This is a genomic window from Methylobacterium sp. Gmos3, from assembly GCF_056430985.1.
Genome location: NZ_JBWJYL010000003.1, coordinates 396635 through 422513 on the forward strand (window position 1 = coordinate 396635; position 25879 = coordinate 422513).

At 69.6% G+C, this 25879-nt stretch carries 26 protein-coding genes; 16 read left to right on the top strand and 10 right to left on the bottom strand.

What is annotated here, in order from left to right:
• Window positions 1-197 precede the first annotated feature (197 nt).
• Window positions 198-2159, top strand: coding sequence for a L,D-transpeptidase family protein (locus ACS5Q7_RS08200; protein WP_478338832.1), 1962 nt, complete (start codon window positions 198-200; stop codon window positions 2157-2159).
• Between the two features lie 160 nt (window positions 2160-2319).
• On the top strand, window positions 2320-3756 hold the full coding sequence (locus tag ACS5Q7_RS08205) for a peptidoglycan L,D-endopeptidase MepK (RefSeq protein ID WP_478338833.1): 1437 nt from the start codon (window positions 2320-2322) through the stop codon (window positions 3754-3756).
• A gap of 10 nt (window positions 3757-3766) precedes the next feature.
• On the opposite strand, the gene ACS5Q7_RS08210 is transcribed toward ACS5Q7_RS08205, so the two are convergent.
• Window positions 3767-4282, bottom strand: a complete 516-nt coding sequence (locus tag ACS5Q7_RS08210; protein WP_478338834.1) for a hypothetical protein — start codon at window positions 4280-4282, stop codon at window positions 3767-3769.
• Window positions 4283-4557: 275 nt separating this feature from the next.
• Between ACS5Q7_RS08210 and ACS5Q7_RS08215 the strand changes: the two genes are divergently transcribed.
• The 3 genes from ACS5Q7_RS08215 to ACS5Q7_RS08225 are packed head-to-tail and all read left to right on the top strand — an operon-like array spanning window position 4558 to window position 7348.
• A complete protein-coding gene (locus ACS5Q7_RS08215; RefSeq protein ID WP_478338835.1) occupies window positions 4558-4788 on the top strand; it encodes a ferredoxin in 231 nt (76 codons plus the stop codon).
• Between the two features lies 1 nt (window position 4789).
• Entirely contained in the window at window positions 4790-6070 is a 1281-nt protein-coding gene (locus tag ACS5Q7_RS08220; RefSeq protein ID WP_478338836.1) for an NAD(P)/FAD-dependent oxidoreductase, read from the top strand.
• 24 nt (window positions 6071-6094) lie between these two features.
• Window positions 6095-7348 carry a cytochrome P450 gene (locus tag ACS5Q7_RS08225; RefSeq protein WP_478338837.1) on the top strand — a complete coding sequence of 418 codons (1254 nt, stop codon included), beginning with the start codon at window positions 6095-6097 and terminating at the stop codon, window positions 7346-7348.
• Window position 7349: 1 nt separating this feature from the next.
• On the opposite strand, the gene rcdA is transcribed toward ACS5Q7_RS08225, so the two are convergent.
• Window positions 7350-7880 (bottom strand): protease adaptor protein RcdA, encoded by a 531-nt coding sequence (gene rcdA / locus ACS5Q7_RS08230; protein WP_478338838.1) that lies wholly within the window; start codon window positions 7878-7880, stop codon window positions 7350-7352.
• A gap of 517 nt (window positions 7881-8397) precedes the next feature.
• On the opposite strand from rcdA, the gene ACS5Q7_RS08235 reads away from it, so the two are divergent.
• Window positions 8398-9636, top strand: a complete 1239-nt coding sequence (locus ACS5Q7_RS08235; protein ID WP_478338969.1) for a L,D-transpeptidase family protein — start codon at window positions 8398-8400, stop codon at window positions 9634-9636.
• Window positions 9637-9764: 128 nt separating this feature from the next.
• Window positions 9765-11387, top strand: a complete 1623-nt coding sequence (locus tag ACS5Q7_RS08240) for a calcineurin-like phosphoesterase C-terminal domain-containing protein (protein ID WP_478338839.1) — start codon at window positions 9765-9767, stop codon at window positions 11385-11387.
• A 6-nt stretch (window positions 11388-11393) separates the two neighbouring features.
• Here ACS5Q7_RS08240 and ACS5Q7_RS08245 read toward each other — a convergent pair whose 3' ends face one another.
• Window positions 11394-11972 (bottom strand): type 1 glutamine amidotransferase domain-containing protein, encoded by a 579-nt coding sequence (locus ACS5Q7_RS08245; RefSeq protein ID WP_478338840.1) that lies wholly within the window; start codon window positions 11970-11972, stop codon window positions 11394-11396.
• Window positions 11973-12139: 167 nt separating this feature from the next.
• Between ACS5Q7_RS08245 and ACS5Q7_RS08250 the strand changes: the two genes are divergently transcribed.
• Complete coding sequence (locus tag ACS5Q7_RS08250; protein WP_478338841.1) at window positions 12140-12343, top strand: hypothetical protein; 204 nt, start codon at window positions 12140-12142, stop codon at window positions 12341-12343.
• 14 nt (window positions 12344-12357) lie between these two features.
• Here ACS5Q7_RS08250 and ACS5Q7_RS08255 read toward each other — a convergent pair whose 3' ends face one another.
• Complete coding sequence (locus ACS5Q7_RS08255) at window positions 12358-12753, bottom strand: hypothetical protein (protein ID WP_478338842.1); 396 nt, start codon at window positions 12751-12753, stop codon at window positions 12358-12360.
• A 362-nt stretch (window positions 12754-13115) separates the two neighbouring features.
• Here ACS5Q7_RS08255 and ACS5Q7_RS08260 point away from each other — a divergent pair, with 362 nt between their 5' ends.
• Window positions 13116-13325, top strand: coding sequence for a cold-shock protein (locus ACS5Q7_RS08260; RefSeq protein WP_243958359.1), 210 nt, complete (start codon window positions 13116-13118; stop codon window positions 13323-13325).
• A gap of 151 nt (window positions 13326-13476) precedes the next feature.
• Entirely contained in the window at window positions 13477-13704 is a 228-nt protein-coding gene (locus ACS5Q7_RS08265; protein WP_478338843.1) for an AsnC family transcriptional regulator, read from the top strand.
• 13 nt (window positions 13705-13717) lie between these two features.
• On the opposite strand, the gene ACS5Q7_RS08270 is transcribed toward ACS5Q7_RS08265, so the two are convergent.
• Entirely contained in the window at window positions 13718-14533 is an 816-nt protein-coding gene (locus tag ACS5Q7_RS08270; protein ID WP_478338844.1) for a 3'(2'),5'-bisphosphate nucleotidase CysQ, read from the bottom strand.
• Window positions 14534-14922: 389 nt separating this feature from the next.
• Here ACS5Q7_RS08270 and ACS5Q7_RS08275 point away from each other — a divergent pair, with 389 nt between their 5' ends.
• A complete protein-coding gene (locus ACS5Q7_RS08275; RefSeq protein WP_478338845.1) occupies window positions 14923-15399 on the top strand; it encodes a DUF6101 family protein in 477 nt (158 codons plus the stop codon).
• Window positions 15400-15411: 12 nt separating this feature from the next.
• On the opposite strand, the gene ubiA is transcribed toward ACS5Q7_RS08275, so the two are convergent.
• Window positions 15412-16377 (bottom strand): 4-hydroxybenzoate octaprenyltransferase, encoded by a 966-nt coding sequence (ubiA, locus tag ACS5Q7_RS08280; protein WP_478338970.1) that lies wholly within the window; start codon window positions 16375-16377, stop codon window positions 15412-15414.
• Window positions 16374-16910, bottom strand: a complete 537-nt coding sequence (locus ACS5Q7_RS08285) for a hypothetical protein (protein ID WP_478338846.1) — start codon at window positions 16908-16910, stop codon at window positions 16374-16376. The genes ubiA and ACS5Q7_RS08285 overlap by 4 nt, the downstream gene beginning before the upstream one ends.
• Window positions 16911-17154: 244 nt before the next feature.
• Between ACS5Q7_RS08285 and ACS5Q7_RS08290 the strand changes: the two genes are divergently transcribed.
• The 5 genes from ACS5Q7_RS08290 to ACS5Q7_RS08310 all read left to right on the top strand — a co-directional run bounded on the left by ACS5Q7_RS08290 (window position 17155) and on the right by ACS5Q7_RS08310 (window position 21011).
• The gene (locus ACS5Q7_RS08290; protein WP_478338847.1) at window positions 17155-17907 is read left to right on the top strand and encodes a 16S rRNA (uracil(1498)-N(3))-methyltransferase; all 753 of its coding nucleotides are present in this window, start codon (window positions 17155-17157) and stop codon (window positions 17905-17907) included.
• Window positions 17908-18187: 280 nt separating this feature from the next.
• Window positions 18188-19555, top strand: coding sequence for a glutamate--cysteine ligase (locus ACS5Q7_RS08295; protein ID WP_478338848.1), 1368 nt, complete (start codon window positions 18188-18190; stop codon window positions 19553-19555).
• Between the two features lie 102 nt (window positions 19556-19657).
• Window positions 19658-20080, top strand: coding sequence for a hypothetical protein (locus ACS5Q7_RS08300; protein ID WP_478338849.1), 423 nt, complete (start codon window positions 19658-19660; stop codon window positions 20078-20080).
• Window positions 20081-20140: 60 nt separating this feature from the next.
• The gene (locus tag ACS5Q7_RS08305; RefSeq protein ID WP_478338850.1) at window positions 20141-20392 is read left to right on the top strand and encodes a sulfurtransferase TusA family protein; all 252 of its coding nucleotides are present in this window, start codon (window positions 20141-20143) and stop codon (window positions 20390-20392) included.
• Between the two features lie 43 nt (window positions 20393-20435).
• Entirely contained in the window at window positions 20436-21011 is a 576-nt protein-coding gene (locus tag ACS5Q7_RS08310) for an NUDIX domain-containing protein (RefSeq protein WP_478338851.1), read from the top strand.
• A 40-nt stretch (window positions 21012-21051) separates the two neighbouring features.
• Here the strand turns inward: ACS5Q7_RS08310 and ACS5Q7_RS08315 are convergent, their stop codons facing one another.
• The 3 genes from ACS5Q7_RS08315 to ACS5Q7_RS08325 all read right to left on the bottom strand — a co-directional run bounded on the left by ACS5Q7_RS08315 (window position 21052) and on the right by ACS5Q7_RS08325 (window position 25577).
• Window positions 21052-22527 carry a GumC family protein gene (locus ACS5Q7_RS08315; protein WP_478338852.1) on the bottom strand — a complete coding sequence of 492 codons (1476 nt, stop codon included), beginning with the start codon at window positions 22525-22527 and terminating at the stop codon, window positions 21052-21054.
• 204 nt (window positions 22528-22731) lie between these two features.
• Window positions 22732-23817 (bottom strand): glycosyltransferase, encoded by a 1086-nt coding sequence (locus ACS5Q7_RS08320; protein ID WP_478338853.1) that lies wholly within the window; start codon window positions 23815-23817, stop codon window positions 22732-22734.
• Window positions 23817-25577, bottom strand: a complete 1761-nt coding sequence (locus tag ACS5Q7_RS08325; RefSeq protein WP_478338854.1) for a glycosyltransferase — start codon at window positions 25575-25577, stop codon at window positions 23817-23819. The genes ACS5Q7_RS08320 and ACS5Q7_RS08325 overlap by 1 nt, the downstream gene beginning before the upstream one ends.
• Between the last annotated feature and the right edge of the window lie 302 nt (window positions 25578-25879).

Here is a 25879-nt window from a genome sequence, read left to right on the forward strand (position 1 = left end):
TCACCGCTGTCGCCGACGCGGTGGCCCCGATCTTCGCCGCATTCCGGTAGCAAGTTTCATCGGATCCCGGCATGTGGCCGGACCCCGACAACCTCAAGCTGGATGCTTTTCGCGCGGGCGCCGTTGCTTAAAGCTTGGCTTAAGGGGATACAGCTACCCGTTGGGTTGCGGCAGTTCGGCCGCCGGTGGAGAATCCGATGCGCGTCCCGCGCTCCAACCCGGTCGCGCTGGCCGCCCTCCTCGCCGGGCTGATGGCCGCTGGGCCGGGCCGTGCCGCCTCGCCGGAGCCGAGCCCCACCTCGGTCGATGCGGCGGCCAAGCCCGCCGTGGCGGCCACCCCCGAGCCGAAGGCCGAGGAGGGCAAGGACGCGCCGGCCAATCCGGTCTCCGACTACAAGCCGCCGGAGCCCACCCCCGAGAGCATGCCCGCTCCGGCGCCCACGGCCGCCGCCCCCACCGCGCCGACCGAACCGCTTCCGGCCGCCGTTTTCGCGCGGCTGAACGAATCCGCCCCGCTCCTCGCCCGGCTGGGGGTGAAGGAACGCGCGGCGATCAAGACCTTCTACGACGCCCGCGCCGACAAGCCCGTCTGGATCGCGGACGGCGCCTGGACGCCGGCCGGCAAGGCCCTCGCCGCGCGTCTCGGCGCGGCCGACGAGGATGGGCTCGATCCGCGCGCCTATCCCGTCCCGACCCTGGGTGAAAAGCCCGACGACAAGGCCGTCGCGGAGGCCGACCTGCGCCTCTCGGCGGCGGCTGTCCTCTATGCGCGGGACGCGCGGGGCGGGCGGATCAACCCGTCCTCGATCTCGCGCCTGATCACGCCGACCCTCGACCTGCCGGCCGCCGACGCGGTGCTGACCAAGCTCTCCGAGGCCGGAACGCAGGCCGACAATGGACTCGCCGCCTTCAACCCGGCCACCGAGGGCTACCGCGCCCTCAAGGCGCAGCTCGCGAGCCTGCGCGGCCCGAAGGGGCCGGAGGCGAAGCCGCTCACCCTGCCGCCGGGGCCAACCCTGAGAACGGGAATGCGCGACCCGCGCGTGCCCGCCCTGCGGACCCATTTCGGCCTGGACAGCCGAGTAGGCGAGCCCGACCTCTACGATTCCACCGTCGCGGACGCGGTGGCGAAGTTCCAGCGCGAGCGTGGCCTGCCGGGGGACGGCGTGCTGAACAAGCGCACGCTCCTGGCCCTCGCCAATGCCGGCCGTCCGGCCAGGGGCGGGGACGAGGCCGAGCTTCTGGTGAACATGGAGCGGTGGCGTTGGCTGCCGCCGACCCTCGGGCCGGATTACGTTCTGGTGAACGTGCCGGAATTCCGCCTGCGCATCTTTCGCGACGGCAAGCTGCGCGACGAGACCCGCGTGATCGTCGGCAAGCCGGAATCGCCCACCCCGATCTTCTCGGGGATGATGGAATACGCCGTCGTCAATCCGTCCTGGTACGTGCCGCCCTCGATCCTGAAGACCATGGCGCCCAAGCTCGCGAGCTACGGCGGCAAGACCTGGGGCGGGTATGAGATCGTGCGCCGGGGCGGCCACATCTCCCTGCGGCAGCCGCCGGGGGAGAAGAATGCCCTCGGCTTCATCAAGTTCATGTTCCCGAACCAGCACGCGGTGTACCTGCACGACACGCCGAACCGCTCCCTGTTCTCGGCCTCGACGCGGGCCTTCAGCCATGGCTGCGTGCGCGTGGACGATCCGTTCCGCTTCGCCGACACCGTGCTGCCGGATTGGAGCGAGGAGCGCCTGAAGAAGCTCATCGGCAAGGGCGAGCGGACGCTCCGCCTGCCGCAGAAGCTGCCGGTCCACATCGCCTATTTCACCACCTGGGTGGACGAATTGGGCTCCCTGCGCCACGCGCCCGATCTTTACGGCTACGACGCGCCGATGCGCGCCGCCCTCGGCCTTCCGGGAGGCGGTGGCCCGGCCATCGCGAAGCTGCCGAAGGAGCCGGCGCGCAAGGTGGCCGAGAGCGTGTCCCGCCAAGCGCCGCCGACGCGCCACGTCTCGCACAGCCGCCCGCATCCGCGCCGCTACGCTCAGCCGGAGATGGATGCCTTCGACTCGCCCCGCGCCGGTCGCGGCGGGCGTCCGGACTACGGCGAGCCGGGTCTCTGGACCCCGGCCCCCGCGCCGGTCTCGCGCTCTTTCTGGTAGGCGAGGGCGGTTCTCCCCAGCGGGGCGTGCGGCCCCGCACGGCAGGGCACGATTTCGCCATTGTCCAGGCTTAGCCGTACGGCTGTGATGGCCGCGCGGACCCGCTTCAGGCACGGCCACGGATCGTCCCGCTCTGGGCGGGCTCCGGGAGGAGAGTGCCGTGCCGACCAGTCGCGTCTCCACCCGTGTCATCCGCCGATGGCTCGTCGCCGCGTCGAGTGTCGTCGCGGCGATGGTCGCCGGCACGGTGGAGACGGAGAACGCGGTCGCGAACGGCGATACCCGCACGCTGACGATCTACCACACGCACACGCAAGAGAGCCTGACCGTCACCTTCAAGCGGGACGGGCGCTATGATCGCGCGGCCCTCGACCAGTTGAACTGGCTGCTGCGCGATTGGCGCATCAACGAACCCACCAAGATGGACCCGCGCCTGTTCGACACGGTGTGGGAGGCCTACCGGCAGGTCGGCTCCAGCCAACCGATCAACATCGTCTCGGCCTATCGCTCGCCCGGCACCAACGCCATGCTCCGGCGGCGCTCGAAGTCCGTCGCCGAGTACAGCCAGCACATGCTCGGCAAGGCGATGGATTTCTACCTGCCCGACGTGCCGATCGACCGGATCCGCGAGGTCGGATTCCTGATGTCGCGCGGAGGCGTGGGCTGGTATCCGCGCGCCAACACACCCTTCATTCACATGGATGTCGGCTCGGTGCGGTCCTGGCCGCGCATGACGCATGACCAGCTGGCCCGCCTGTTCCCGGACGGGAAGACCGTCCACCTGCCCGCCGACGGCCACCCAATGGCCCGCTACGAGGAGGCGAAGGCCGAGATCCTGGCGCGCGGTGGCACGGTGGCCGGCATCACCACGCAGCTTGCCAGCGGCGAGGACGAGGACGGCCCGAGCCTGATGAGCTTCCTGGCCGGCCTGTTCGGCGGCGCGAAGCCGGAGCCGGTCGCACCGCCCGTGCCGGCGATCGCGTCGCGCCGCGGCAAGGCGGCTCCGGTCGTGGCCGTCGCCAGCGCCGATGCCGACGATACGAGCGCGGCAAAGGCGGTCCTGGCCTACGCGGCGCCTGCCGTCACGCCGAAAGCCGACGCGAAATCCATGCTGACCGCCGAGCGCACCGTGCCCGTGGCTGAGGCCGGGCTTCCCGCCGTCACGGCGCCGCTGCCGCCGCGCCGGCCGAGCGAGTCCGCCATCATCGCCGCCGCCGCGATCACCATGCCGCTGCCGCCGCCGCGCCCGGTGCAACTCGCCTCCCTCGATGGCGGCATGGCGGTGCGGTTGCGCGCCGCGATCCCCGCGGCACCCGCACCGACCCCGCACGCGACCCTCGTCGGGCCGGATGCGGATGCAAAGGCGCAGCTTCGTTCGCTGTTCGAGGCTGTCGCGATGGGGCCGGTGGCCGCTCCCGCCAAGCGCGATGTGCCTGTGCGCGTGGCGACCGCGAAGCCGCAGGCCGTCGCGCCGGCCCTGGCGGTGGAGGGACCCTCCCGCGTCACCACCCGCTTCGCGCGGGAGGTGCCCGATGGCGCTCTGCTCGGCGACCGCTTCACCGGCCCCTCGGCGGTGACGCTCCGCACCTCACAGTGAGGCTTGTGCCTCACTCCATCCCGTCTTCCTCGACGGGCCGGTAGAAGCGGATCACCCGCCCGTCCGGGTATTCGACGGTGCGCCTGCGCATCACGAGGTAGCCCGAACCCACGGCCGTGCTGAGCCGGTCGAGGCGCTGGTCCTCGTACGAGGGCGGAAAACCGGCCTCGCTGTAGGTGCGGTACATGGTCGGGCGGGACACCGGGCGCGGCGGCTCCATCGCGACGATCCGGGGGCCGCGCCGGTATGCGACGCGCGGCGGTTCTGCGTGCACGACGCGGACGTGACGGTGCCGCACGGCGACCCTGCGGGGGGCCTCGGCCTTTCGGTGCTTGACCCGCGCTTCCTTCCGTTCCGGCTGCGACGCGGCGGCTGGCGTCGCAGGCACGGCGGCCTGGGGCGCGGGCTTGGCCGCCTCCGGCTGTCGGGCCGGCGGATCGGTCCAGGTCGAGCCGCCGGCCGCGTGAGCGGCGAAACCGGTGCAGAGAAGAGCGGCGACGAGGCTGCTACGCACGCCGTGCGGCATGGGGACCTCCCGAAACGGTGCTGCCGCGAACGCGGTGCAGGATTGCCAATGACTATACAGCAACCACACGATTCGAGATATGGCGCGGCGCAATGAGCGACAAACTTCTACAACACAAAACGCTATCGAAGATGGAAATGAGTTAATTCAGCCGATTGGCGATTATTGCGCTGTTTCGGCGCACTCTCGGTGGCGGCACCGGGTGTTCGGGTTTTTTCGATGCGTTGCGAAGAGCTTCCACGGAACCCCGACCCGCGAGCGTGGTTTGCGAGCCGATGCCATCGGACACTTCCCGCAACGCGTCCCCTCTGCGGGTCAGCGTCGATCTCAATCTCTGCCAGGCCTATGCGCAGTGCTGCTACGCGGCGCCGCGACACTTCCGCATCGACGGGCGGGAAGCCCTGTTCTACGACCCGGCCCCCTCGGCGGCCGACCGGCTCGACATCGAGCGTGCCCGCCTGGCCTGTCCGGTCCAGGCGATCCGCGTCGAAGACAGCCAGTCCTGACATGACCGACCTCCCTCCGCCGGAACGCATCGTCGTGGTCGGGGCCGGGCTCGCGGGCCTGCGCGGGGCCGAAGCGTTGCGCGCGTCGGGCTATCGCGGCCAGCTCACCATCGTCGGCGACGAGCCGCACCAACCCTATGACCGGCCGCCCCTGTCGAAGCATGTCCTGCTCGGGCAGGTGGCGGCGGATGCGAGCCGGTTGCCCTCCGACCTTGGGGAGGACGTGACGTGGCGTCTCGGCGTCGGCGCCCGTTCGCTCGATAGGAACGCGCGCAGGATCCACCTCACGGACGGCGACAGCCTTCCGTACGACCGGCTACTCATCGCCACCGGCACGCGGGCTCGACCCTGGGTGCATGAGGACGAGGCTCGGCTCGACAACGTCTTCACCATCCGCACCCGCGATGATTCCGCCGCGCTGCGCGAGGTTCTGGCCGCGCGGCCGAAGCGCGTCGTCGTGATCGGCGCCGGCTTCATCGGCTGCGAGGTCGCCGCCGTCTGCCGCGAACTCGACCTGAATGTCAGCCTCGTCGATCCCGCCGCCACCACGCTCTCGCGGGCGCTCGGCACCACCGTGGGTGGGATGATCGGCGAGGTGCATCGCAAGGCGGGCGTCGAGATGCGCTTCGGCAGCAAGGTCGATCATCTCGAACACAAGGACGGCCGCGTCACCGGCGCGCGCCTCGCCGACGGCAAGCGTCTGAAGGCGGACGTGGTGGTCGTCGCCCTCGGGGCTGTGCGCAACATCGAATGGCTCGAGGGGTCCGGCCTGTCGGCCGATCCCGGCGGGCTCGATTGCGACGAGCACGGCTATGTCCTCGACGATCAGAGCCGCCCCGACCGCGCCATCACGGCGGCGGGCGATGTCGCGCGCTTTCCCCACCCGCTCTACGGCGGGCGGCGGGTCGCGCTGGAGCATTGGGGCCATGCGGTCGCACAGGCCGAATATGCCGGGCGGCTGCTCGCGGGGCTCGAACCCGCCGCACCCTACGCGGCGGTGCCGAACTTCTGGTCGACGCAGGGCGACATGGTGGTGAAGTCGGCGGGTCTCACGGACGGCGCCGACGCGGTCGCCATCGTCCAAGGCGACCCAGCCGAGCGCCGCTTCGTGGCCGTCTACGGGCGGGCCGGGCGCTGCATCGCGGCGCTCGCCGTCGACAGCGCCCGCTGGCTCCCGATCTATGCCGAGAAGGTCGCCACCGCCGCGCCCTTTCCCCCGACCGAGACGGCCACCGACCGTCCCCTGCGCGCGCTCGAGATCCAGGATCCGGGTTTCGCCTGACAGACCGGCAACGGAGCCGACAGAATGGCCGACGACACTCTCCTCAAGCAGGTGAAGGATTTCGCCAACAGGGCGAATCCGTACCCGATCTACGCCAAGCTGCGGCAGAACCCGGTCTCGCACCAGGATGATGGCTCGGCCGAGGGCACCTGGGTGGCCTCCACCCACGGCGCCATCGCGAGCCTTCTCGGCGATCCGAGGGTGAGTTCCGAGACCCTGCCGCCGGCCGACCGGCCGAAGACCGGCAATCCGGTCAAGGACTACCTGATCAAGCCGATACGGGACCGGATCACCGACCAGCACCGGCCCTTCATCTTCCGCGACCCGCCCGACCACGACGCTCTGCGCGCGGCGGTGATGCACCAGTTCACGCGCAAGCGGGTGCAGGGGATGCGCGCGCGCTCCGACCGGCTGGTCGAGGAGTTGCTGGACGCCAAGCGCGACGCGCACCGCTTCGACGCGGTGGACGACCTCGCCTATCCCCTGCCGGTGACGGTGATCTGCGAATTGTTCGGCGTGCCCCGCGAGGACGAGGCGCAATTCCATTCCTGGGCGACGCAGCTCGCGACAGCCCTGGAGCCCGACAGCCTCGCGGACGACGAGAACCGCGCGGAGAACAGCCGGACCTTCGACGCCATCGCCGATTACATGGCCGGTCTCATCAAGGACAAGCGCCGCCACCCGAAGGACGACATGCTCTCCGGGCTCGCCAACGAGGTGACGCCCGAAGGCGTGAAGATGGGCGATTACGACCTGATCGCCACCTCGGTGCTGATGCTGGTGGCCGGGCACGAGACCACGGTGAATCTCATCACCAACGGCCTCCTCACCCTGCTGCGCCACCCGGACGAGTTCGAGAAGCTGAAGGCCGACCCGTCGCGGGCGCCGCGCGTGATCGAGGAATTGCTGCGCTACGAGCCCCCGGTGCAATTCCGGACCCGCACGACGCTGAGCCCCATCGACATCGCCGGGGTCACGATCCCCGAGGGCGCGGACCTCGTGCTGCTGCTCGCCGCCGGCAACCGGGACGCGTCGGTGTTTCCCGATCCCGACAGGTTCGACCCGGATCGCGTCGGCACCCGCCATCTCGGCTTCGGCGGGTCGCTGCATTACTGCGTCGGCGCACCGCTCGCGCGGTTCGAGGCCGAATCGGCTCTGACCGCGCTGACGCGGCGGCTGAAGAGCCCGCGCCTCGTGGAGGACCCGCCGCCATACTGGTCCGGTGCGGCCCTGCGCGGGCCGCAACATTTGCATGTCGCCATCGAGGGGATGGCTTAGCTCAGCCCTCCCGCCGGCCGAACACGGCGTGGAGCAGCCCCTGCTGCGCGGCGACCGGGCTGGCCACCGGGCGGGGCGTCGGCCGGTCCTCGGTGATCAGCGCGTCGAGGTGCAGGATCCGCGAGTGCAGGCGCCGCGTGCGCAGGATCAGCTGCTGCAGGCGCATCGGCAGGAGCGCGAACGCCTCGGCCTTCGGCGGCTCCGTCACGCCGAGCTTCACCCGGTGTTTCTCTTCCGTCGCCTGGGCGGGGGTCATCTCGCCCTCGGCCACGGCGCGCTGAACGAGGAGCCACGAGGCGATCTGCATCAGAAGCGTCGTCAGCCGCATGCTCTCGGCGGCGTAGCTCAGGGTCGCGTCCCGGGAGACGAGGCGCGATTCGTCCCGCCCATCGCCGTCGAGATAGCCCGCCGTCTCCTCCACGAGAGCCATGCCATCGCGGAACAGGGCCTTGAACGCGTCCGAGTGAACGTAGCTGGCGCCGAACTCCACCCAGTCCCGGTTGTCCCGAAACGTGACGTCGTAACCGTTCATCCTGCCTCCTGTGCCGCAGAGCGGCCCCGTCTGTCCCAGGCCGGACCATCGCCCAGCGGATTCTGCGGTGGCGGGGCAATCCTAGCGCCTCGGGCGCGGCGTTGCGAAGTTGACCTCTGGTTAACCTTAAACCGCCAGAACCGCCGATCGCCGATTCCGCCGACAAATTTGAACGATCCCCGATCCGGCACGCATCTCTCCGGGGCGCCGCCCCTGTGGACTGTCTTCCGGGGGGAGAATTGGCGCAATCGACTGTGGCGCGCAGGCCGCAGGCGGCTTCAAGCGTCGCCTCACGTGCGGCGGCGCACGGCGATGCCACATTCCGGCCCCTTCGATAGGGAGTGTTAAACGCCATCACGACACGGTGCGGCCTATTCCTTCCGGGGCCGCCCGGGCCAAACGACATCCGGACCAGAGCCAGCGACACATGCGCAGACAGGCACATCACCGGTACACCAGCGTCCGCACCACGGCCGTGCTCGGCCTCGCGCTGAGCACGAGTTTCGTCGGCGCTGCGATGGCGGCTTCGGCGCGCGACCAGGCCGGCTACGCCCAGGCCGAATGGGCGCAGGATTACGCGGCCCCGGCCGCCATGCAGGTCCAGCGCGAGACGGTGCCGATCCTCTCGCCGCAGACCGTCGCGGCCACCGAGCAGATGGCCGAGAAGTACCGCGAGATCGTCTCGCGCGGCGGCTGGCGCCCGGTGAACGGCGCCGAGCGCCTGCGCATCGGCTCGAAGGGCCCGGCCGTGGCCGCCGTCCGCCAGCGCCTGATCGTCACCGGCGATCTCGACCCGGCCTCCGCCAACACCGGCGTGTACGATTCCTACGTCGCGGCCGGCGTGAAGCGCTTCCAGGCCCGCCATGGCCTGAGCCAGACCGGCGCGATGAGCGCGGCGACCGAGCAGGCCATGAACGTGCCCGCCGAGATCCGCCTGCGCCAGCTCGAGACCAACGTGCTGCGCCTGCGCTCCTACTCGGGCGACCTCGGCCGCCGCTTCGTCATCACCAACATCCCGGCGGCTCTGGTGCAGACCGTCGAGGACGGCCGCATCGTCACCCTGCACGCGGCCGGCGTCGGCAAGATCGACCGGCAATCGCCGATCATGAACACCAAGGCGACGCAGATCAATTTCAACCCGACCTGGACGGTCCCGGCTTCCATCGTGAAGAAGGACCTGATCCCGAAGATGCAGAAGGATCCGAACTACCTCACGGACAACCGGATCCGCATCCTGTCGAACGGCCAGGAGATCTCGCCGAAGGCGGTGAACTGGAACTCCGACGAGGGCACCCGCTACACCTACCGGCAGGATTCGGGCGCCGACTTCAACTCGATGGGCATCGTCCGCATCAACATCCCGAACCCCTACGGCGTGTTCATGCACGACACGAACACCAAGGGCGTGTTCGGCGACGATTTCCGCTTCATCTCCTCAGGCTGCGTGCGCGTTCAGAACGTGCGCGAGTACATCACGTGGCTCCTGAAGGACACGCCCGGCTGGGGCCGCGAGCAGGTCGAGCAGGCCATCGAAAGCGGCAAGCGCGTCGATGCCACCCTCACGCAGCCGGTGCCGGTCTACTGGACCTACATCACCGCCTGGGCGACCCCGGACGGCGTGGTGCAGTTCCGCGACGACATCTACAAGCGTGACGGCGTGAACGTGCCCTCGACGATCACCGCCCCGACCCCGGTGGCGAGCGCCGAGTCGACCATGCCGCAGACCTTCGAGCCGGGCGACGAAGACGCCAACTGAGTCCGATCCCACACCGTGATCCGAAGGCCCGCGCTTCCCGAGGCGCGGGCCTTTTTCGTAGGGCGCGCCGCTGTCATGCGCCGGTCGCTGAAATCTGTTGCATCGGCCGGGCTTGAATGGAGCCGCCCATGCCGCCGCTGACCCGCCGCGAGACCCTTGCGGGCGCCGCTGCCCTGACGATCGCAGCCGGAAGCGCCGCAGCCGCCGAGGCGAAGGACGCCACCGGCACGGTGTTCGGCCTCGACGGCAGCGCCCGCGCGCCGCTGCCGAACGTTCTCGTCTCCAACGGGCAGGAGGTGGTGCGCACCGATGCCCAAGGCCGCTACCGGCTGCCGATGCCGGGCGACGGCGCGGTCTTCGTCATCAAGCCGCCGGGCTACGTCCTGCCGCGCGATGGCGACAACGTCGTCCGCCACAGCTATCTCCACCAGCCCGAGGGCACGCCGAAGGAGATCGGCCTGCGCTACCGGGGCGTCGATCCGACCGGGCCGCTCCCCGCCGCCATCGACTTTACCCTGACGAAGCAGGACGAGCCGGAGGATTTCGACGTCCTGCTCTTCACCGATCCGCAGCCGGAGACGCGGCGCGAGCTGGATCACGTCCGCGACACGGCGGTCGCGCGGGCGATGTCGATCCCGGCGGCGTTCGGCATCACCACCGGCGACGTGCTGTTCGACGACCTGTCCCTCTACGGGCGGTCGAATTCCATCGTCGGGCGCATCGGCATTCCCTGGTACAATCTGCCGGGCAATCACGACCTCAACATGCAGGCGCCCGATGCCCGCTACAGCCGCGAGACGTGGAAGCGCGTGTTCGGCGCCCCGTCCTTCGCGTTCCAGCACGGGCGGGCGCTGTTCGTGCTGCTCGACAACGTGGTCTGGCTCGGGCCGCCGGTCCCGATCGGCGCCAACACCTATGAGGGGCGGATCGGCGAGCGAAACCTCGCCCTGCTGCGCAACCTCCTGGCGGAGGTGCCGGCGGACACGCTCATCGTGCTCGCGACTCATATCCCGCTGCACACGGACGCGCCGCCCGGCGGCAAGCAGAACGAGACCGCCGACCGCGCGGCGCTGCTCGACATCCTGCGCGGGCGCAAGGTCCTGGCGATCTGCGGCCACACCCACACGACGGAGCACCATTACCTCGCGGAGGGGCTGCATCATCACGTGATGACCGCCGTCTCGGGCTCGTGGTGGAGCGGGCCGGACACCCGCACCGGCATTCCCTCGGCCGACAGCCGCGACGGTACGCCGAACGGGTTTCACGTGCTCTCGGTGCGCGGCACCGACTACACGACGCGTTACGTCCCGGCGCAGGGCGAGCCGGACGGCGCCATGCGCATCGCCTTCGAGAGCCAGATCCGCGTGGGCGCGCCGGAGGTCGTGCGCGCGACGCGGCCGATGGAAGCCCTGCGGCCGCCGATCCTCCAGGACGCCCTCGCCGACAGCACCCTGGTGGTGAACGTCTTCGACGGCGGGCCGAAGACCGTGCTCTCCTACCGGATCGGCACCCAGGAGCCGCAGCCGATGGTGCGCACCCGCCGGCCGGACCCGTTCGTGACCGAACTCTTCGCACGCTACCCCGACACCAAGAAGTCCTGGGTCCAGGCGATTCCGTCGAGCCATATCTGGACGGCGCGGCTCCCGGCGGATCTGCCGCCGGGCGCGCACCGGATCACCATCGAAGGGAGCGACGAGTACGGCCGCCCCCTCCGATCCGCCGCCGTGCTCGAAGTCACGCGCGGCACATGAGGCGGATCAGGCGGCGAGCTGGCGCTGGCCGTGGTTGCCCTCGCCGATTTCCTCGATGATCTTCTTGCAGAAGGCATCGAGGTCGTCGGGCTTGCGGCTGGTGATGATGCCCTGATCGGTCACGACCTCCTTGTCGTGCCAGTTGCCGCCCGCGTTGATCACGTCGGTCTTGATCGACGGGAACGAGGTCAGGTCGCGGCCCTTCACCGCCCCGGCCTCGATCAGCAGCCACGGGCCATGGCAGATCGCGGCCACGACCTTTCCGCTCGTCAGGAAGCCCTTGATGATCTCCAGGGCCTTCGGCTCGAGGCGCAGCTTGTCGGGGTTGATCTGGCCGCCCGGCAGGACGAGGGCGTCGAAGCCGGAGGCGTCGAGGCTCTCGATGTCGGCATCGACCTTCACGTCCTTGCCCCAGTCGGTCTTGTCCCAACTACGGATGGTGCCCTCGCTCTGGCGCGACTTCGGCGCGGCGATGGTGACCTGAGCGCCGGCCTCGGAGAGTTTGGCCTGCGGCACGGTGAGTTCGGTCTCCTCGAAACCGTCCGTGGCGATGATGAGGATCTTGGCTTGCTTGATGTCGGTCATGGGGCATCTCCCAATCGTGGAGCTGCCCGCCCAACCGCCTGACCGCTTGCCTGTTCCCTCACCGATTGGGGCAGTTCGCCCCATTGGCGAGCGGGGATTCCGCCCGGAACAAGCCCGTGCCGGACCCGTTGGCCCCGTGAACCCGGACGCGTCAGGAGACACCGATCATGGCCAATCCAGGCATCCCCGATCCGACCCCCGGCGATCTGCCGCCGCCCCCGCCGACGCCCGAACAGGAGCCGGATATCGGCCCGACCGGCCCGCGCACGCCCTACCCGGTCAATGACCCCGGCATCGGCGAGCCCGGCGGACCCGGCTCCGAGCCGGACGTCTTCCCGGGGACACCGACCGATCCCGGCACGCGGATGTAGAAGGCGACGGGGCGTCAGTGCCCGCCATGCGAGGCGCGGACGTCCCGGGGAGCGTTGAGGATCTCGGAGAGGCTCGTCGCCACGTGACGGGCCTCTTCGTCCGTCAGGCGCAGCTGGAACGGGGGCAGGGCGCCCGCCTGGAACGCCACGACCGCCTGCCCGTCCTCGTCGGTGCCGACCTCGATCGCCGCCGAGGTCACGTCGAGCATCGCGATGTCGTCTCCCATCGGATCGGTGGATTCGGGGTCGTCGCCTTCGTCGGTTTCGTCGATGGCCGTCAGCAATTGGCCCACGGCGCGCATCAAGGCGCGGGCGGCGCGGGCGTCCATCACCACGGCCGTGGCTTGATCGTCCTTCTGGAAGGAAAGTTGGATGTTCGCGCCATCCAGCGAGACCGAGATGCCTGCCATATACCGCCCGGAAGCCATTTTGCTGCGCCCAGTGCGCCCGACGACGCCGGTGCGAAACTGGGCCATGTCTCAGCCGTAAGAGGCTGTTCCCTCTGTTCTATATGCACCGCCAGATCGGGAAATCACAGGGGCCGCCGGGGGCGCGGAGCCTGCGGCCTGCCCTTGCGACGATGGTGATGCCTTGTTGCCGCCGCAGGGTCAGCCTATCTACGTACCTGGGGGGCACTTCTGTCGAGACCGACGCTCACGCGAAAGGTTCAGCGTCTCGCGCCCCGCCGCTCTGGAAAACACCAGACAGACCGTCGTGCAACTCGTGGCCATGCGGCCGCGCGCACGATCTATGGACGAACGAGGTACACTACGTGAATACCGGCACTGTAAAGTGGTTCAACGAGACCAAGGGTTATGGTTTCATCCAGCCCGATGATGGCGGCAAGGACATCTTCGTCCACATTTCCGCAGTCGAGCGCGCCGGAATGCGCAACCTGGTCGAGGGCCAACGGATTTCTTACGAGATCCTGCAAGACAAGCGCAGCGGCAAGGACGCCGCCAGCAACCTTCAGGCCGCGTGATCCGAGGCCAGACTGACGGGGCACCCTGAACGGCCCCAATCGACAGCCGTCCCGGGCGCAGAGGCGTCCGGGACAGCGCAACACCCATAATGAGAAACGACGCCGGATGCGCAGGGACGCGCCGGTCCAGATAAGAAAAGCAGATACGAGAATGCAGTTCGAGTTCACGCGGCGCCGCAGCGTCCGCTCCCCCGTCACCGATGCGCCCACCTTCAAGGTCGGCCGCCTCGCCGATGCCGGCAAGACCGGCCGTGACATGAGCCACCTGATCGACCGCTCCTACAACTACCATTCCTCCCGCGAGCTGCACTGGCATCTCGCCGACCGTCTCGGCCTCGCGCCGACCGCGGTTTCGCTGCGGGAGATGATCGCCGCCTGACGGTGGGGGCGCCTCAGGCGCCCCAGGCCGCGATCACCGGATCGCGCAAGGCGTTGGGAAGGGCGACAAGTTCGCCGTGGACGGGATCGGCGCGGTTATAGACCGCGCCCTCGCCCCGCAGGCTGCACACGCTGCCGCCGGCCTCCCGCAAGACGAGATCGGCTGCCGCGAGATCCCAATCCCGCGCGTCCGACGAGATCATCCCCACATCGACCGAGCCTTCGGCCACCCGTACCAGCCGCAAGGCCAGGGACGGGATGCGGTCGATGCGCACGAAGTCGGAGTCCGCTCCGGCGCCCCGCGTCAGCCGATCGAGCATCGGCTTCGGACCGGTGATGCGCGCGGCGCGCAGGCTCTCGCGCGGGTCGACGACGATCTTCTGCTCATCGCGAAACGCGCCCTGGCCGCGCACCGCCTCGTAGGCGACGCCGAGCGCCGGCGCATGGACGAAGCCGATCACCGGCTCGCCCGCATGAAGCAGCGCCACCGCGATCGACCAGTCGGGATGTCCCGACAGGAACGCGCGGGTGCCGTCGATGGGGTCGACGATCCAGACTAGGTCCCGCCCAAGCCGGGCGGGATCGTCCGCCGTCTCCTCGGAGAGCCATGCCGCCTGCGGCACCATCTCGCTGAGGCGAATCTTCAGGAAGGTATCGACGGCGACGTCGGCCTCCGTGACCGGTGAGCCGCCCGACTTCGACCAGATCCGCGCCGTCGTCTGCTGCCCCTTGCGGAAGTACGGCTTGGCGATGGACGCCGCCTCGCGCATCACCGTGCGCAGTTCGGGCATCAGCTCTGCCACGCTCGCGTCGGTAAAGGGCTTCGACATTCTGGTCCTGCGTAGGACGTGCCGGCGACAGCGCGGATAAAGTCGCGCGGATGGCGACGGACGCCGAATTCTTCGATCGGGGAAAGATCAAGGACGATCCTTCTCTCCGTTCTAGACTTCATGCCCCACCGCCACAAGCGCGGCCATGCCGCCCCCAGCGCGGGGAGGTGGTCAGTATGATGAATCGATGTTGAAGCGTCGAAGCAAGAAAACATTGAGCATTCAAGGAAGCATTGAGCATTCTACCAGTGAAGTCCTCGTCCAGAATCGCTTAACTGAAGCTCTTAAGGCGTATCGAGGGGTGTCGATGCGATTTTGCTGCGCATAACGGACGGACCGGCTCGGTTCGCCACTTGCTCGAATCGCCCTGAGGCGCTGAGGCTCGAACGATGGATATGCGTGACCACAGCCACGACCCGATCCAGGCGATGCCCGCCTTCGCGGCCTCGCCTCTGCCGCTGATCGGTCGCGTGCCGTGCGCCCGTGCCGCATTCGGCGCGGCGCTCGCCTATGCCGAGGACGAGTCCGAGATCAGCGGCGAGGATTGCTTCCACCTCATCCTCGTGGATGCCGATGGCAAGACGCTCCAGCGCCTCGGCCCCTTCGCGGAAGAAGATGTCGTGGCCACTTGGCGCGACCTCTGCACGCGGGCGGGTCTGGTGCGCATGATCGTCCGCGAGGACGGGGTGCTGGTGCCGGTGTCGCAGCAGGTCGGCCGGGTGATGCTCGGCAAGATCCGCATCCGCCGTCGCCATGCCGGGCTCGGCGCCCGCCGCCCGCGCTTCCTCGCCCGCCGCAAGACCGGGCGCCTGCCGGCCCGGCCGCAGATCTTCCGCGGCGAGGCCGAGATCATCGCCCGCTCGTAAGAGGGAATCGGCCTAGGACAGGCCTCGGATCAGCGCGTCGGCCGTGAGCCCCGCGAAGAGGATCAGCCCCGCATCCCGGTTCGACCGGAACAGCCGGAGTGCCCCGGCTCCGTCCCGCTCCTGTAGACGCCCGACCTGCCACGCGAGATGCCCGGCAAACGCGGCGACGCCCAGGAAGCCGACCGGCCCCGCGCCCGCCCGCCACGCGGCCAGCGCCACGAAGATCGCAGCCAGCCCGTAGCACAGCCCCACCGCGCCCTTCAGCCGCCGGCCGAACAGCCGCGCCGACGAGCGGATGCCGGCGATCTCGTCGTCCTCGATGTCCTGCACCGCGTAGATCGTGTCGTAGCCGACGATCCACGCCACGGAGCCGGCATAGAGCAGCAGCGGCGTGGCATCGAGCCACGCGAACACGGCGGCCCAGCCCATCAGCGCGCCCCACCCGAAGGCGAAGCCGAGGATGAGCTGGGGCAGGGACATGATCCGCTTCATGAACGGATAGATCGCCACTGGCAGCAGCGAGCACAGCCCGACGATGATCGCCGTGCCGTTGAATTGCACCAGCACCGCGAATCCCACCAGTGCCTGCGCCAGCAGGAACAGGGCCGCTTGTCGGACGCGGATCTGGCCCGAGGGGAGGGGGCGCAGGCGTGTCCGCTCGACCTTCGCATCGAGGTCGCGGTCGGCGATGTCGTTGTAGGTCGAGCCGGCCCCGCGCATCGCGATGGCGCCGATCAGGAAGAGCACGCAATCGACCGGATCGGGGAAGGTCCAATCGGCGGCGATGGCCGCCAGCGCGGCCGACCACCAGCAGGGGAGCAGAAGGAGCCACCAGCCGATGGGCCGGTCGATCCGGGCGAGGCGCAGGTAGGGGCGCCACGCGAGGGGAGCGTGACGATCCACCCAATGCCCCGCGACCGCATCGGCGGGGCGCCCGTCTCGGAAGGTGGCCCCTTTGGCCGGAGGCGGCGTGCTCAGAGGGCGCCCTGCGGAAGCTTGAACGAGCCGCTGAGGCCCGGCCCGCCGAGGAGCCCGCCGCCACCGCCGTTCTGGGCCTGGGCGCGGGCCTGCGCTTCCATCTTCGCCGCCTGAGCGGCCACACCGCAGATCTGAGTGCGGATGCCCGTGACCTTGGTGTGATCGGCCTTGAAGCCCTCAGCGAACGATTCGGGGATCGAGCACCATTCCTTGTTGGCGGCGATCCACTTCAATCCCTCATTGCCGTTCGAGACGAGCCGGCCGAACAGGCTGCATGCCTCACCGGGGGTCATCTTCTTCTTCGAGGTCGAGGCGGCATTCGCCCGGCCGACGAGCGCCTTGCGCTCGGCCAGGGTCTTCTGGATGCCGCTGCAATCGGTCGCGACGGCCGGCGCCGGCGCCGGGGCAGCGGACGGGGCCGGTTGTGTCGACATCGGCATGGGCTGGGTCATGCTCTGGGCATGGGCCTGGCCGGAAACCAGGAAGCCGGCCATCAGCGACGCCGCTCCCAGCACGAAGCTCCTGTAGGTCATTTTCGAGACTCCCCTCGACTCGCAGCCTCGTCCCGCAAAGCGTTTCGAGATCGTTACCACCGCCTTCGCCATAGGAATGTGGCGTCAATCGAGCGGCAGGGTGCTTCTCCCATGAGGCGTAGGGGGAGACCTTGGGGAAGAATGCGAAATCATCCACCTGTCGCAAGCCCGCAACACCGGCCTGACGCCATGGCCGAGGCGCCCCTGCGTTGACTCCCGCGCGAGCCCGCGCGACCACCCGGCCATGCCGGCCTACGACTTCAAAGCACCCCGCCTGTTCGTGGAGAAGCCCCTCGCAACGGGCACCGTCCTGCCGCTCGAACGGGCGCAGGCGAATTACCTCATCAACGTGCTGCGGCGCGGGGAGGACGACCCCGTCCTGGTCTTCAATGGGCGCGATGGCGAGTGGCACGCCCGCCTCGTCGCCACGGGGCGCAAGGACGGGGACCTCCATTGCGTGGCGCAGACGCGCCCGCAGGGTCCCCCCGCCGACCTGCATTATCTCTTCGCGCCGCTGAAGAGCGCCCGGCTCGACTATCTGGCCCAGAAGGCGGTGGAGATGGGGGCGGGGCTCATCCGCCCGGTCATCACCCGCTTCACCCAGGGCGACCGCGTGAACGTCGACAGGCTTCGGGCCAACGCCATCGAGGCCGCCGAGCAATGCGGCATCCTGGCGATTCCCGAACTCGCCCCGCCGCTCAGGCTGAACGAGGCCCTGGCCGGACTGGACACAGGGCGGCTCCTCGTCTTCTGCGACGAGGATGCGCCCATCTCCGACCCTGTGGAGGCGTTGTCGAAGGCCGCTGATGCGGCGAAGCCGCCGCCGCTCGCCGTGCTGGTCGGGCCGGAGGGCGGCTTCTCGGACGAGGAACGAGCGGCGATCCGTGCCCGGCCCAACACCGTGGCGTTGTCCCTCGGGCCGCGCATCCTGCGGGCGGATACGGCGGCGGTGGCGGTTCTGGCGCTGGTCCAGGCGGTTCTGGGCGATTGCCGGTGAGCTTCGGAACGGCGTGTGCGGGCGCACATGCCGCGACGCTGGCGCAGGGATAGGCCCGTTGCCGCCCAAAGCCGCGCTTGGGATGCAGGTTTCGCCGCGTTGTCCCTCCGTCCGCTCTCGACTATGTGCGTGCAAGGACGCCGGCCGCGCGGAACATCCGTGCGGACGGCGGGAGCCCGTCCAAAGTCCCGTTCTCGGGACGGGGTTTTAACCGGGCGGGACGACCGGGCGACCGGCGCGCCGCCATCCGAACGGATCACGATTCCTGGGTGGGCAGCGCATGGCGCGCGACTCCGATGACACCACGCCGCTGACGACGCGCGCCGAACTGATCGAGTGGTTCGCCGCCGGCGAGAAACCGCGCGAGCGATTCGCCATCGGCACCGAGCACGAGAAGATACCCTTCTACACGGCCGACCACCGCCCCGTGCCCTACGACGGCGAGACGGGGATCGGCGCGCTGCTCGTCGGGCTCGGCCGCGACACCGGCTGGGAGCCGATCACGGACCGGGGCGCCGTCATCGGGCTCGCCGCCAGCGAGGGCGGGGCGATCTCCATCGAGCCCGGCGGTCAGTTCGAACTCTCCGGCGCGGCCCTGCCGGACGTGCACGCCACGGCGGCGGAACTCGCCACCCATCTCGATGCGGTGAAGCGGGTCGCCGAACCCCTGGGCATCGGCTTTCTCACCCTCGGCATGAGCCCGAAATGGCGACGGGACGAAACGCCCGTCATGCCGAAGAGCCGCTACAAGATCATGGCCGGCTATATGCCGAAGGTCGGCAGCCTCGGCCTCGACATGATGCTGCGCACGGCCACCGTGCAGGTGAATCTCGATTTCAGTTCCGAGGCCGACATGGCGCGCAAGATGCGCGCCTCCCTCGCGCTCCAGCCGGTGGCGACGGCGCTGTTCGCCAACTCGCCCTTCACCGACGGGCGGCCGAACGGCTTCCTCTCCCGCCGCTCCGAGATCTGGCGCGACACGGATGCCGACCGCACCGGAATGCTGCCCTTCGCCTTCGAGCAGGGCTTCGGCTACGAGGCCTATGCCGACTGGCTCCTCGACATGCCGATGTATTTCGTGAAGCGCGGCGACACCTATCACGACGTGTCCGGCGCCTCGTTCCGCGACCTGATGGAGGGCCGCCTGCCGCATCTGCCGGGCGAGCGCGCCACGGTTTCGGATTGGGCGAACCACGCCTCCACCGCCTTCCCGGAGGTGCGCCTGAAACGCTTCCTCGAAATGCGCGGCGCCGATGTGGGCGATGCGGGCATGATCGCCGCGCAGGCCGCGTTCTGGACCGGCCTCCTCTACGACGAAGGCGCCCTCGACGCCGCCCTCGACCTCGTGAAGGGCTGGACCGCCTCGCAGCGGGAAGCGGCCCGGGCCACCGCGCCCCGCCTCGGGCTCGCGACCCCGGTCGGCACCCGGACCCTCGGGGAGGTCGCCGCCGAGGCCTTGGCCATCGCCCGCGCCGGCCTCAAGGCCCGCGCCAGGCGCGATGCCGGTGGCAACGACGAGACAGGCTATCTCCAGCCTTTGGAGATGATCGTCGCTGCCGGACGCACGCGCGCACAAGATCTCCTGGACGCTTACGAATCCCGCTGGGAATCGTCAGTCGATCCGTCCTTTATGGAGTGCGTTTTCTAATCCAGATCACGAGCCTCGCGCCTCCCCGCGTCATTTCAGGTGGAACGACTTGGCGGTGAACGCTGTTCTGGGTGCGGACACGTTCAACTGAAGGATCCAGCCATGTCCCGCATCGCTACCTTCGCCGTCGGCTCCGTCACGTCGCTGGCGCTGGTCGCCGGCTCGCTTACCGCTGCCGAGGCGGCCCCGCTCCCGGCTCAGACCGCCGTCAAGGTCGCCGGCGAGAATGCCACTGTCGATCACGTGCGCTACCGCGGTTACGGCTACGGCTACGGCCGTGGCTACCGTCGCGGCTATGGCGGTCGCGCCGCCGGCGCCCTCGCGGCCGGCGCCGCCCTCGGCCTGATCGGCGGCGCCATCGCCGCCAGCGCCGCCCCGCGCTACGGCTATGGCTACGATTACGGCTACGCCCCGGCCTATGGCTACGGCTACGCCCCCGTCCGCTCCTACGGCTATGCGCCCGCCTACGGCTACGCTCCGGCCTATGGCTACGGCGGCGGCTATGGCGGCTACTACGGCTGGTAAGCCATCCGGCGGTTGAGTAGGACTCCCCGCTCCGGTTCGCTCCGGGGCGGGGAGTTTCGTTTGAGCGGACCCGAAGAGACGATCCTCGACCTCGCCGGGCTGAAATGCCCCCTGCCGGTCCTGCGCACCCGCAAGGCGCTGCAAACCCTCCCGGCCGGTGCGACGCTGGTGGTGCTCTGCACCGACCCGATGGCGGCGATCGACATCCCGAACCTCGTCCGTGAGGAGGGCTGGCAACTCGCCGGCGCCGAGCGGGACGGCGCCGAATTGCGCTTCACCATCACCGCCTTCGCGATACCGCCGCATTCTTGATCGATCCGCTTGCTCCTCGACGGACACGGAGCGGACAGACAGAATGCCAGCACACATCGGCGGCGTGCGCGTCGTCCACGACGGTTGGGCGCGGTTTCTCGTGGCGGAAGTGATCCAGTCCGACGGGACGCGCATCAGCCGCGAGGTCGAGGATCACGGCAGGGCCGTCTCCGTGCTTCCCTACGATCCCGAACGACGGGTCGCGACCCTGGTCTCGCAGTTGCGGGCACCGTTGCTTTGCGCGGGCGGTCCCGAGAGCATCATGGAAAGCCCCGCCGGCCTACTCGAGGACGAGGCGCCCGACGAAGCGGCGAGGCGGGAAGCGAGTGAGGAAACCGGGCTGCGCCTCGGTGCGCTCGATCTCGTGGCGAGCGCATGGTCGATGCCGGGCATCTCAACGGAGCGGATCGACCTGTTCCTGGCGGCCTATTCCGAGGCGGACCGGATCGGTCCCGGGGGCGGCCTCGCCGACGAAAGCGAGGCGGTCACGGTGCATGAGATTCCGCTCGCCGAGCTCTCCGCCATGGTGTCGCGGGGAGCGCTCAGCGACATGAAGACCCTGGTGCTGCTCTTCGCGCTGCAGATCCGCAGGCCGGATCTGTTCGAGCCTCGCCCGTAACGGAAGGACCGGGGCGCGGGACGCCCCGGTTTCGTCGCTGTCAGGCGTCGGCGGCCCGGAAGCTGCGGCCGACCGGCTGACCCGCCTGGCGCAGGGAGCGGCGGCGGTCGGCATCGGCGCCGAGGAGGAGGGCGATGCCCGCACCCATGGCGAGGCCGAGCAGCAGCGCCACCGGCAGCACGATTTTCGGCGAGGGCGGGAAGGTCCGCTGCAGGGCCGGCGTCGCCACCGAGATGATGCGCACGTTGGTGGTGTTCAGCCGCTCCTGCTCGCTCGCCTCGCGGGAGCGGCGGAGATAGGCCTCGTACACGCCCTTGCGGGCTTCGAGCGTCCGCTCCAGCTCGCGCAGGCCGACATAGGCCCGGTCGCTGACCGTGGTTTCGGTCTTCACCCGGTCGAGGTTGGAGCGGATCGCGGCCTCGCTGGCGGCGGCGCGGTCGTAATCCTTCTGGAGCGTGTCGATGATGCGCTCCTTCTCCCGCTGGATCAGGCGCTGCAGATCGCGCTGCTGGGCGTATTGCTCGGCCATGGCCGGGTGGCGCTCGCCGAGGCGGGTCGCGAGTTCGGCCGTGTTACGGGACAGGGTGGCGTATTGCTGCCGCAGGGCCTGCATCTCGAGCGATTGCAGCATCTCCGGCAGGGCGGTGCTCGGGTCAGAGGTGCGCATCTTCCGCGCCTGTTCCAGGCGGGACTTCGACTCGGCGGTCTTGATCGAGGAACCGACGAGCTGCTGGTTCAGGTCACCAAGCTGCTGATCGGTGAGGAGGCGACCGCTCGACGCGACGAGACGGTGCTCCTCGCGATAGCGCACCACCTGCCGCTCGGCGTCCTCGACATCGCGCTTCAGGTTGGCGAGGCGCGAGGCCAGCGCATCGGAGGCGCGCTTGGCCGAATCCATTCGGGCGGCGGTTTCCTCGGCGAAGTAGGCGTCGCCGATGGCGTTGGCGATCTTCGCGGCCTTGGCCGGATCACGCGACTGCACCGCCACGTCGATGACGAAGGTGCGTTCCGGGCGGCGGACGACGACGTTCCGCTGCAGCGTATCGAGGGCGATGTTCACCGGATCGCGGCTCACATCCGGCGGAAGCGTGCCCATGACGCTGCGCAGCCAATAGATGAACGGGTTGCTCGCCTCGGGGCGGACGAATTCCTCATCCTGGTCGAGATGCAGTTTCTCGACGACCCGGCGCAGCACGTTGTCCGACTGGATGACGCGCACCTGGCTCTCGGCGATGGAGACGCCGCTATCCGCCTGGGGGGCGCGGGCGTTCACGTCGTTCTCGACGACACGCAGGTCGGTCGGATCGACCAGCACCTGGATGTTCGACGTGTAGCTCGGCGGGATCAGGCCGAGCACCACCACGGCGGCGGCGACCATGATGAGGCCGCCGAGGATGATGAAGGCCGAACCGCGCCACAGCCGCCGTGCGATGGTGCGCGCATCCGTGCGCGCGCCCATCTCCGGCAGCACCATACGCACCGGCTCACCGCTGATGCGTGTCGAGAAGTCGAACATACGCCTCGCTCCTTGACTGTCCGTCCTGTCGCAGGTCTGTCTTGATCAGGAACACCGCGTCCCATTTCTAGACAGTTGAACGACCAAAACGACTTACTCAAGACCGATGTCGCAAGCGGCATACCGCGCCGTATACGGCAAAGGCCAGTCTTACCCCCACCCGCTCCTCTGCCAAGCGCCGTGACGTCGCTGGCAGGCGGGCGTTCATGGGATCATGGAATCCGGGGCGTCGTAGGCGTGGGGATCGCCGTCGAGGAGCGCCAGGAACCGGCTCGCGTCCCGCGCGGCCAAGTCGTTCCAGCGTCCGACATTGTCCCGGGCCGCCTGGGCGCCCTCGTGGAATGCGCGCGTGTCGATCCAGGCGGCGATGGCGCGCGCGCTGCGCTCCGCATCGTCCGGCCGGATCAGCAGACCCGACGTGCCCAGCACTTCGCGGAAGACGGGGGCGTCGGGGGCGATCACGGGGATGCCGCCGTGCTGCACTTCGAGCAGCGGCAGGCCGAGACCTTCGGCCTTCGACGTCGAGAGCAGGGCGTGGCAGGTCTCGGCCAGCGCCAGGAGGTCGGAATCCGGCAGATAGCCGTGCAGGTGCAGGTAGGCCGGCGGCGCATCGAGGAAGGCGTGCTTCCCCCAGCCGGGGCGGCCGACGATGTGCAGTTCGGCCGGGATGCCGATGCTGTTCAAGGCCTCCACCACGGCCAGCGAGGCGGGGTAGTTCTTGCGCGGCTCGACCGTGCCGATGGCCAGGAGCCGCAGCGGATCGCTCGGTCGGCGTGGGCCCGGGCCGACGCGCCTGGCTAGGCTGAACACGTCGCGCACCGGAGGCCGGAGCAGGAACACGCCGGCCTTCGGCGAGCAGTATCGGCGCAGATCCTCGCCCGTGGTGCGGCTGTTCACGAACAGGTTGCGGCCCCATCGCATGGCGAGGGCAAAGGCGGGGCTGAGATAGAGCCGGCTGCGCAGGCTCAGATCCTCGGGGCGGCTGAGGAGGAACGTGTCGTGGATGTAGAGCAGGCAGCGCGCGGCGGCCGGCGCGCAGAGCGGCGCCGGCGGGAAGCCGGGGAAGAGGAACAGCGCCTGCGGGTCGCGCAGGGCGCGGAGCGGGAGGCCGATCTGCTGAGCGGCGATCATCCCCGGAATCGATCGGCTCGTCACCGAATGCAGATCGTGCGGCGCCAGGGCATCGGCCGAGAACAGGTCCATCGTGACGCGTTCGATGCCGGTGACGCGCCCACGCAGATGCGTCCGGTCGATGTAGATCCGCTGCCGCCGCGTGAGGGAGCCGTGCATCACACCGCCCTCCGTCGCAGGGCGCTGGCCAGGTAGAGGCAGCGGCGCACGAACAGCGGCATCCGCCGGCCCAGCACGGCCTGCTTCGTCCGCCGCAGCCGCCTGACAATCGGCGAGGACGGAGCCTGCACCGTGCCCTCGGCGCCGCGGGCGCGCTCGGCGGCGAAGGGGAAATGGCCGAACATCGCCGGACTGAACGCCATCCGCGCCGGCCCCTCCGCGATCAGCCCGCGCTCACGCAGCACCGCATCGAGCGACAGCGCGGCGGCGGCCGGACTGAAACGGCTTTCGAGGGCGATCCGCGCGAAGGCGCCGAGCGCCCGTCGCGCGGCGCCGTCCGAGACGAGTTCGGCGAGCGCCTGCGCCAGAGCGCCGGGACGCATGTCCACGAGCCAGCCGGAAACCCCGTCGATCACCGAGGTGGTGAGGCCCGACGTGCGGTAGGCCAGCGTCGGCACGCCGCACAGGCCGGCCTCGATCGGCGTCTGGCCCAGAGTCTCGTGCCGGCTCGCGGTGACGTGGAGGTCGCAGGCGCCGTACCATGCGGCCAATTCGTCCTCGCTGGCGATCAGGCCCGGCGCGAACAGGTTCGCGATGCCGAACTTGCCCGGATCGTCCAGGCGGCCGATGGCGACGATTCCGACGCCCGGCCGCGCCACCGCGCGCAGGGCGTCGCGCAAATCGGTGAAGCCCTTGTCCGGCCCGTCGACGATCACCGAGGAAACGAGGATCAGCACGTCGTCCTCGGGCAGGCCGAGGCGACGCCGAAGGGAAGGCTTGTCGCCGGGGCGGAAGATCCCGGTGGGAAAGGCGAGGCTGACTGGCCGCGTCACCGCCGTGGCGGGCGCCAGCGCATCGCTGCGCGCCTGCGTCCAGCCGGAATTGGCGAGCAGCACCGGGCCGTCCGGGGCGGCGAGCACGGCGCGCTTGCGGGCATGCATACCGGCGATGCGCCGGGGCGCGAGCGGCGGATATTCGTCCGGGGTCGGGCAGGTGGCATCGCAACCGGTATCGGCGCGGGTGCAGTCGCGCGGATGGCAGCATCGGCCCGTGAGGGCGAAGAGGTCGTGCAGGACCAAGGCGGTCGGGATCTGGCTCGCGAGACGTCCCACCACGTCGAGGCTGCGGGTCGCCCCATGGACGTTGCCGACGAGCACGAAGTCGGGCCGAGCGCTCGCGATGCGCGCCTCGGCCTCGGGGAAGCGGTCGGTCCATTCGGCGGCCGCTGGCCGCGTGCTGAGGACTTCTTCCGTCACCCGGTGGTGCGCGAGGGCCAGCGCCTCGGACAGGCGGCGATGGGCGACGCCGGCCCCGCCGACCGTGCCGGTACCCGTCACCGAAACGATGGAGAGGGTCTTGCCGATCTCAGGCGCCTGTCCTCGCCGGAGGAGAACGGGGCGGCCGATCCGCCGCTTGGCGTCGCGCGGAAGGGCGCTCCACGCGAATGGGGCGCGCGGCGCCCAGAGGATCCCGTCCGCGTCATCGAGCGAGGCATCAGGGTTGGGGATGTCGAGGCCGAGCACCCGGTCGGCATAAAGCACGCGCAGCCCCGCCACCGCCGAGGCACCGCTGAGCGACATGTCGAGGGCGAGCGCCGTCAGCGCTCCGGGCGCCAGCATGTCGCCGTCGCGCAGGATGATCGTCGCCACGTGCGAATTCGACAGCGCATCCGGCGTGAACGTCTCGATGCGATGCTCCGGATAGTCCTGGTGCGCGAGGGAGGCCAGCAATTCGGCCGAGGCTTCCTTCGGGATCAGCACCCGGATCGGCGGCCACGGCTGCCCATCCGGCAGAAACGCCGGGCGGCCGGGGCCATCCGGGGCGACGCCGAAGGGCCAGCCCGTGACGCCGCATGCCGGAGGCGAAACTGTGTTGGATCCCGACAAATCCGGTTTGCCATTCGCTCGCAACGGCCGAGCAGGGGGTGAACCACAGCAAGGCCGGTGCCGATCTTCGCCGCGCCGGATCGTAATGGCCAGCGGCCGAGCGATCATAGTAAAGCGCGGATTTCGAACCCTATATATCACTCAGTCGTGAAGATATTCTGTCCGGCCGTGAATTC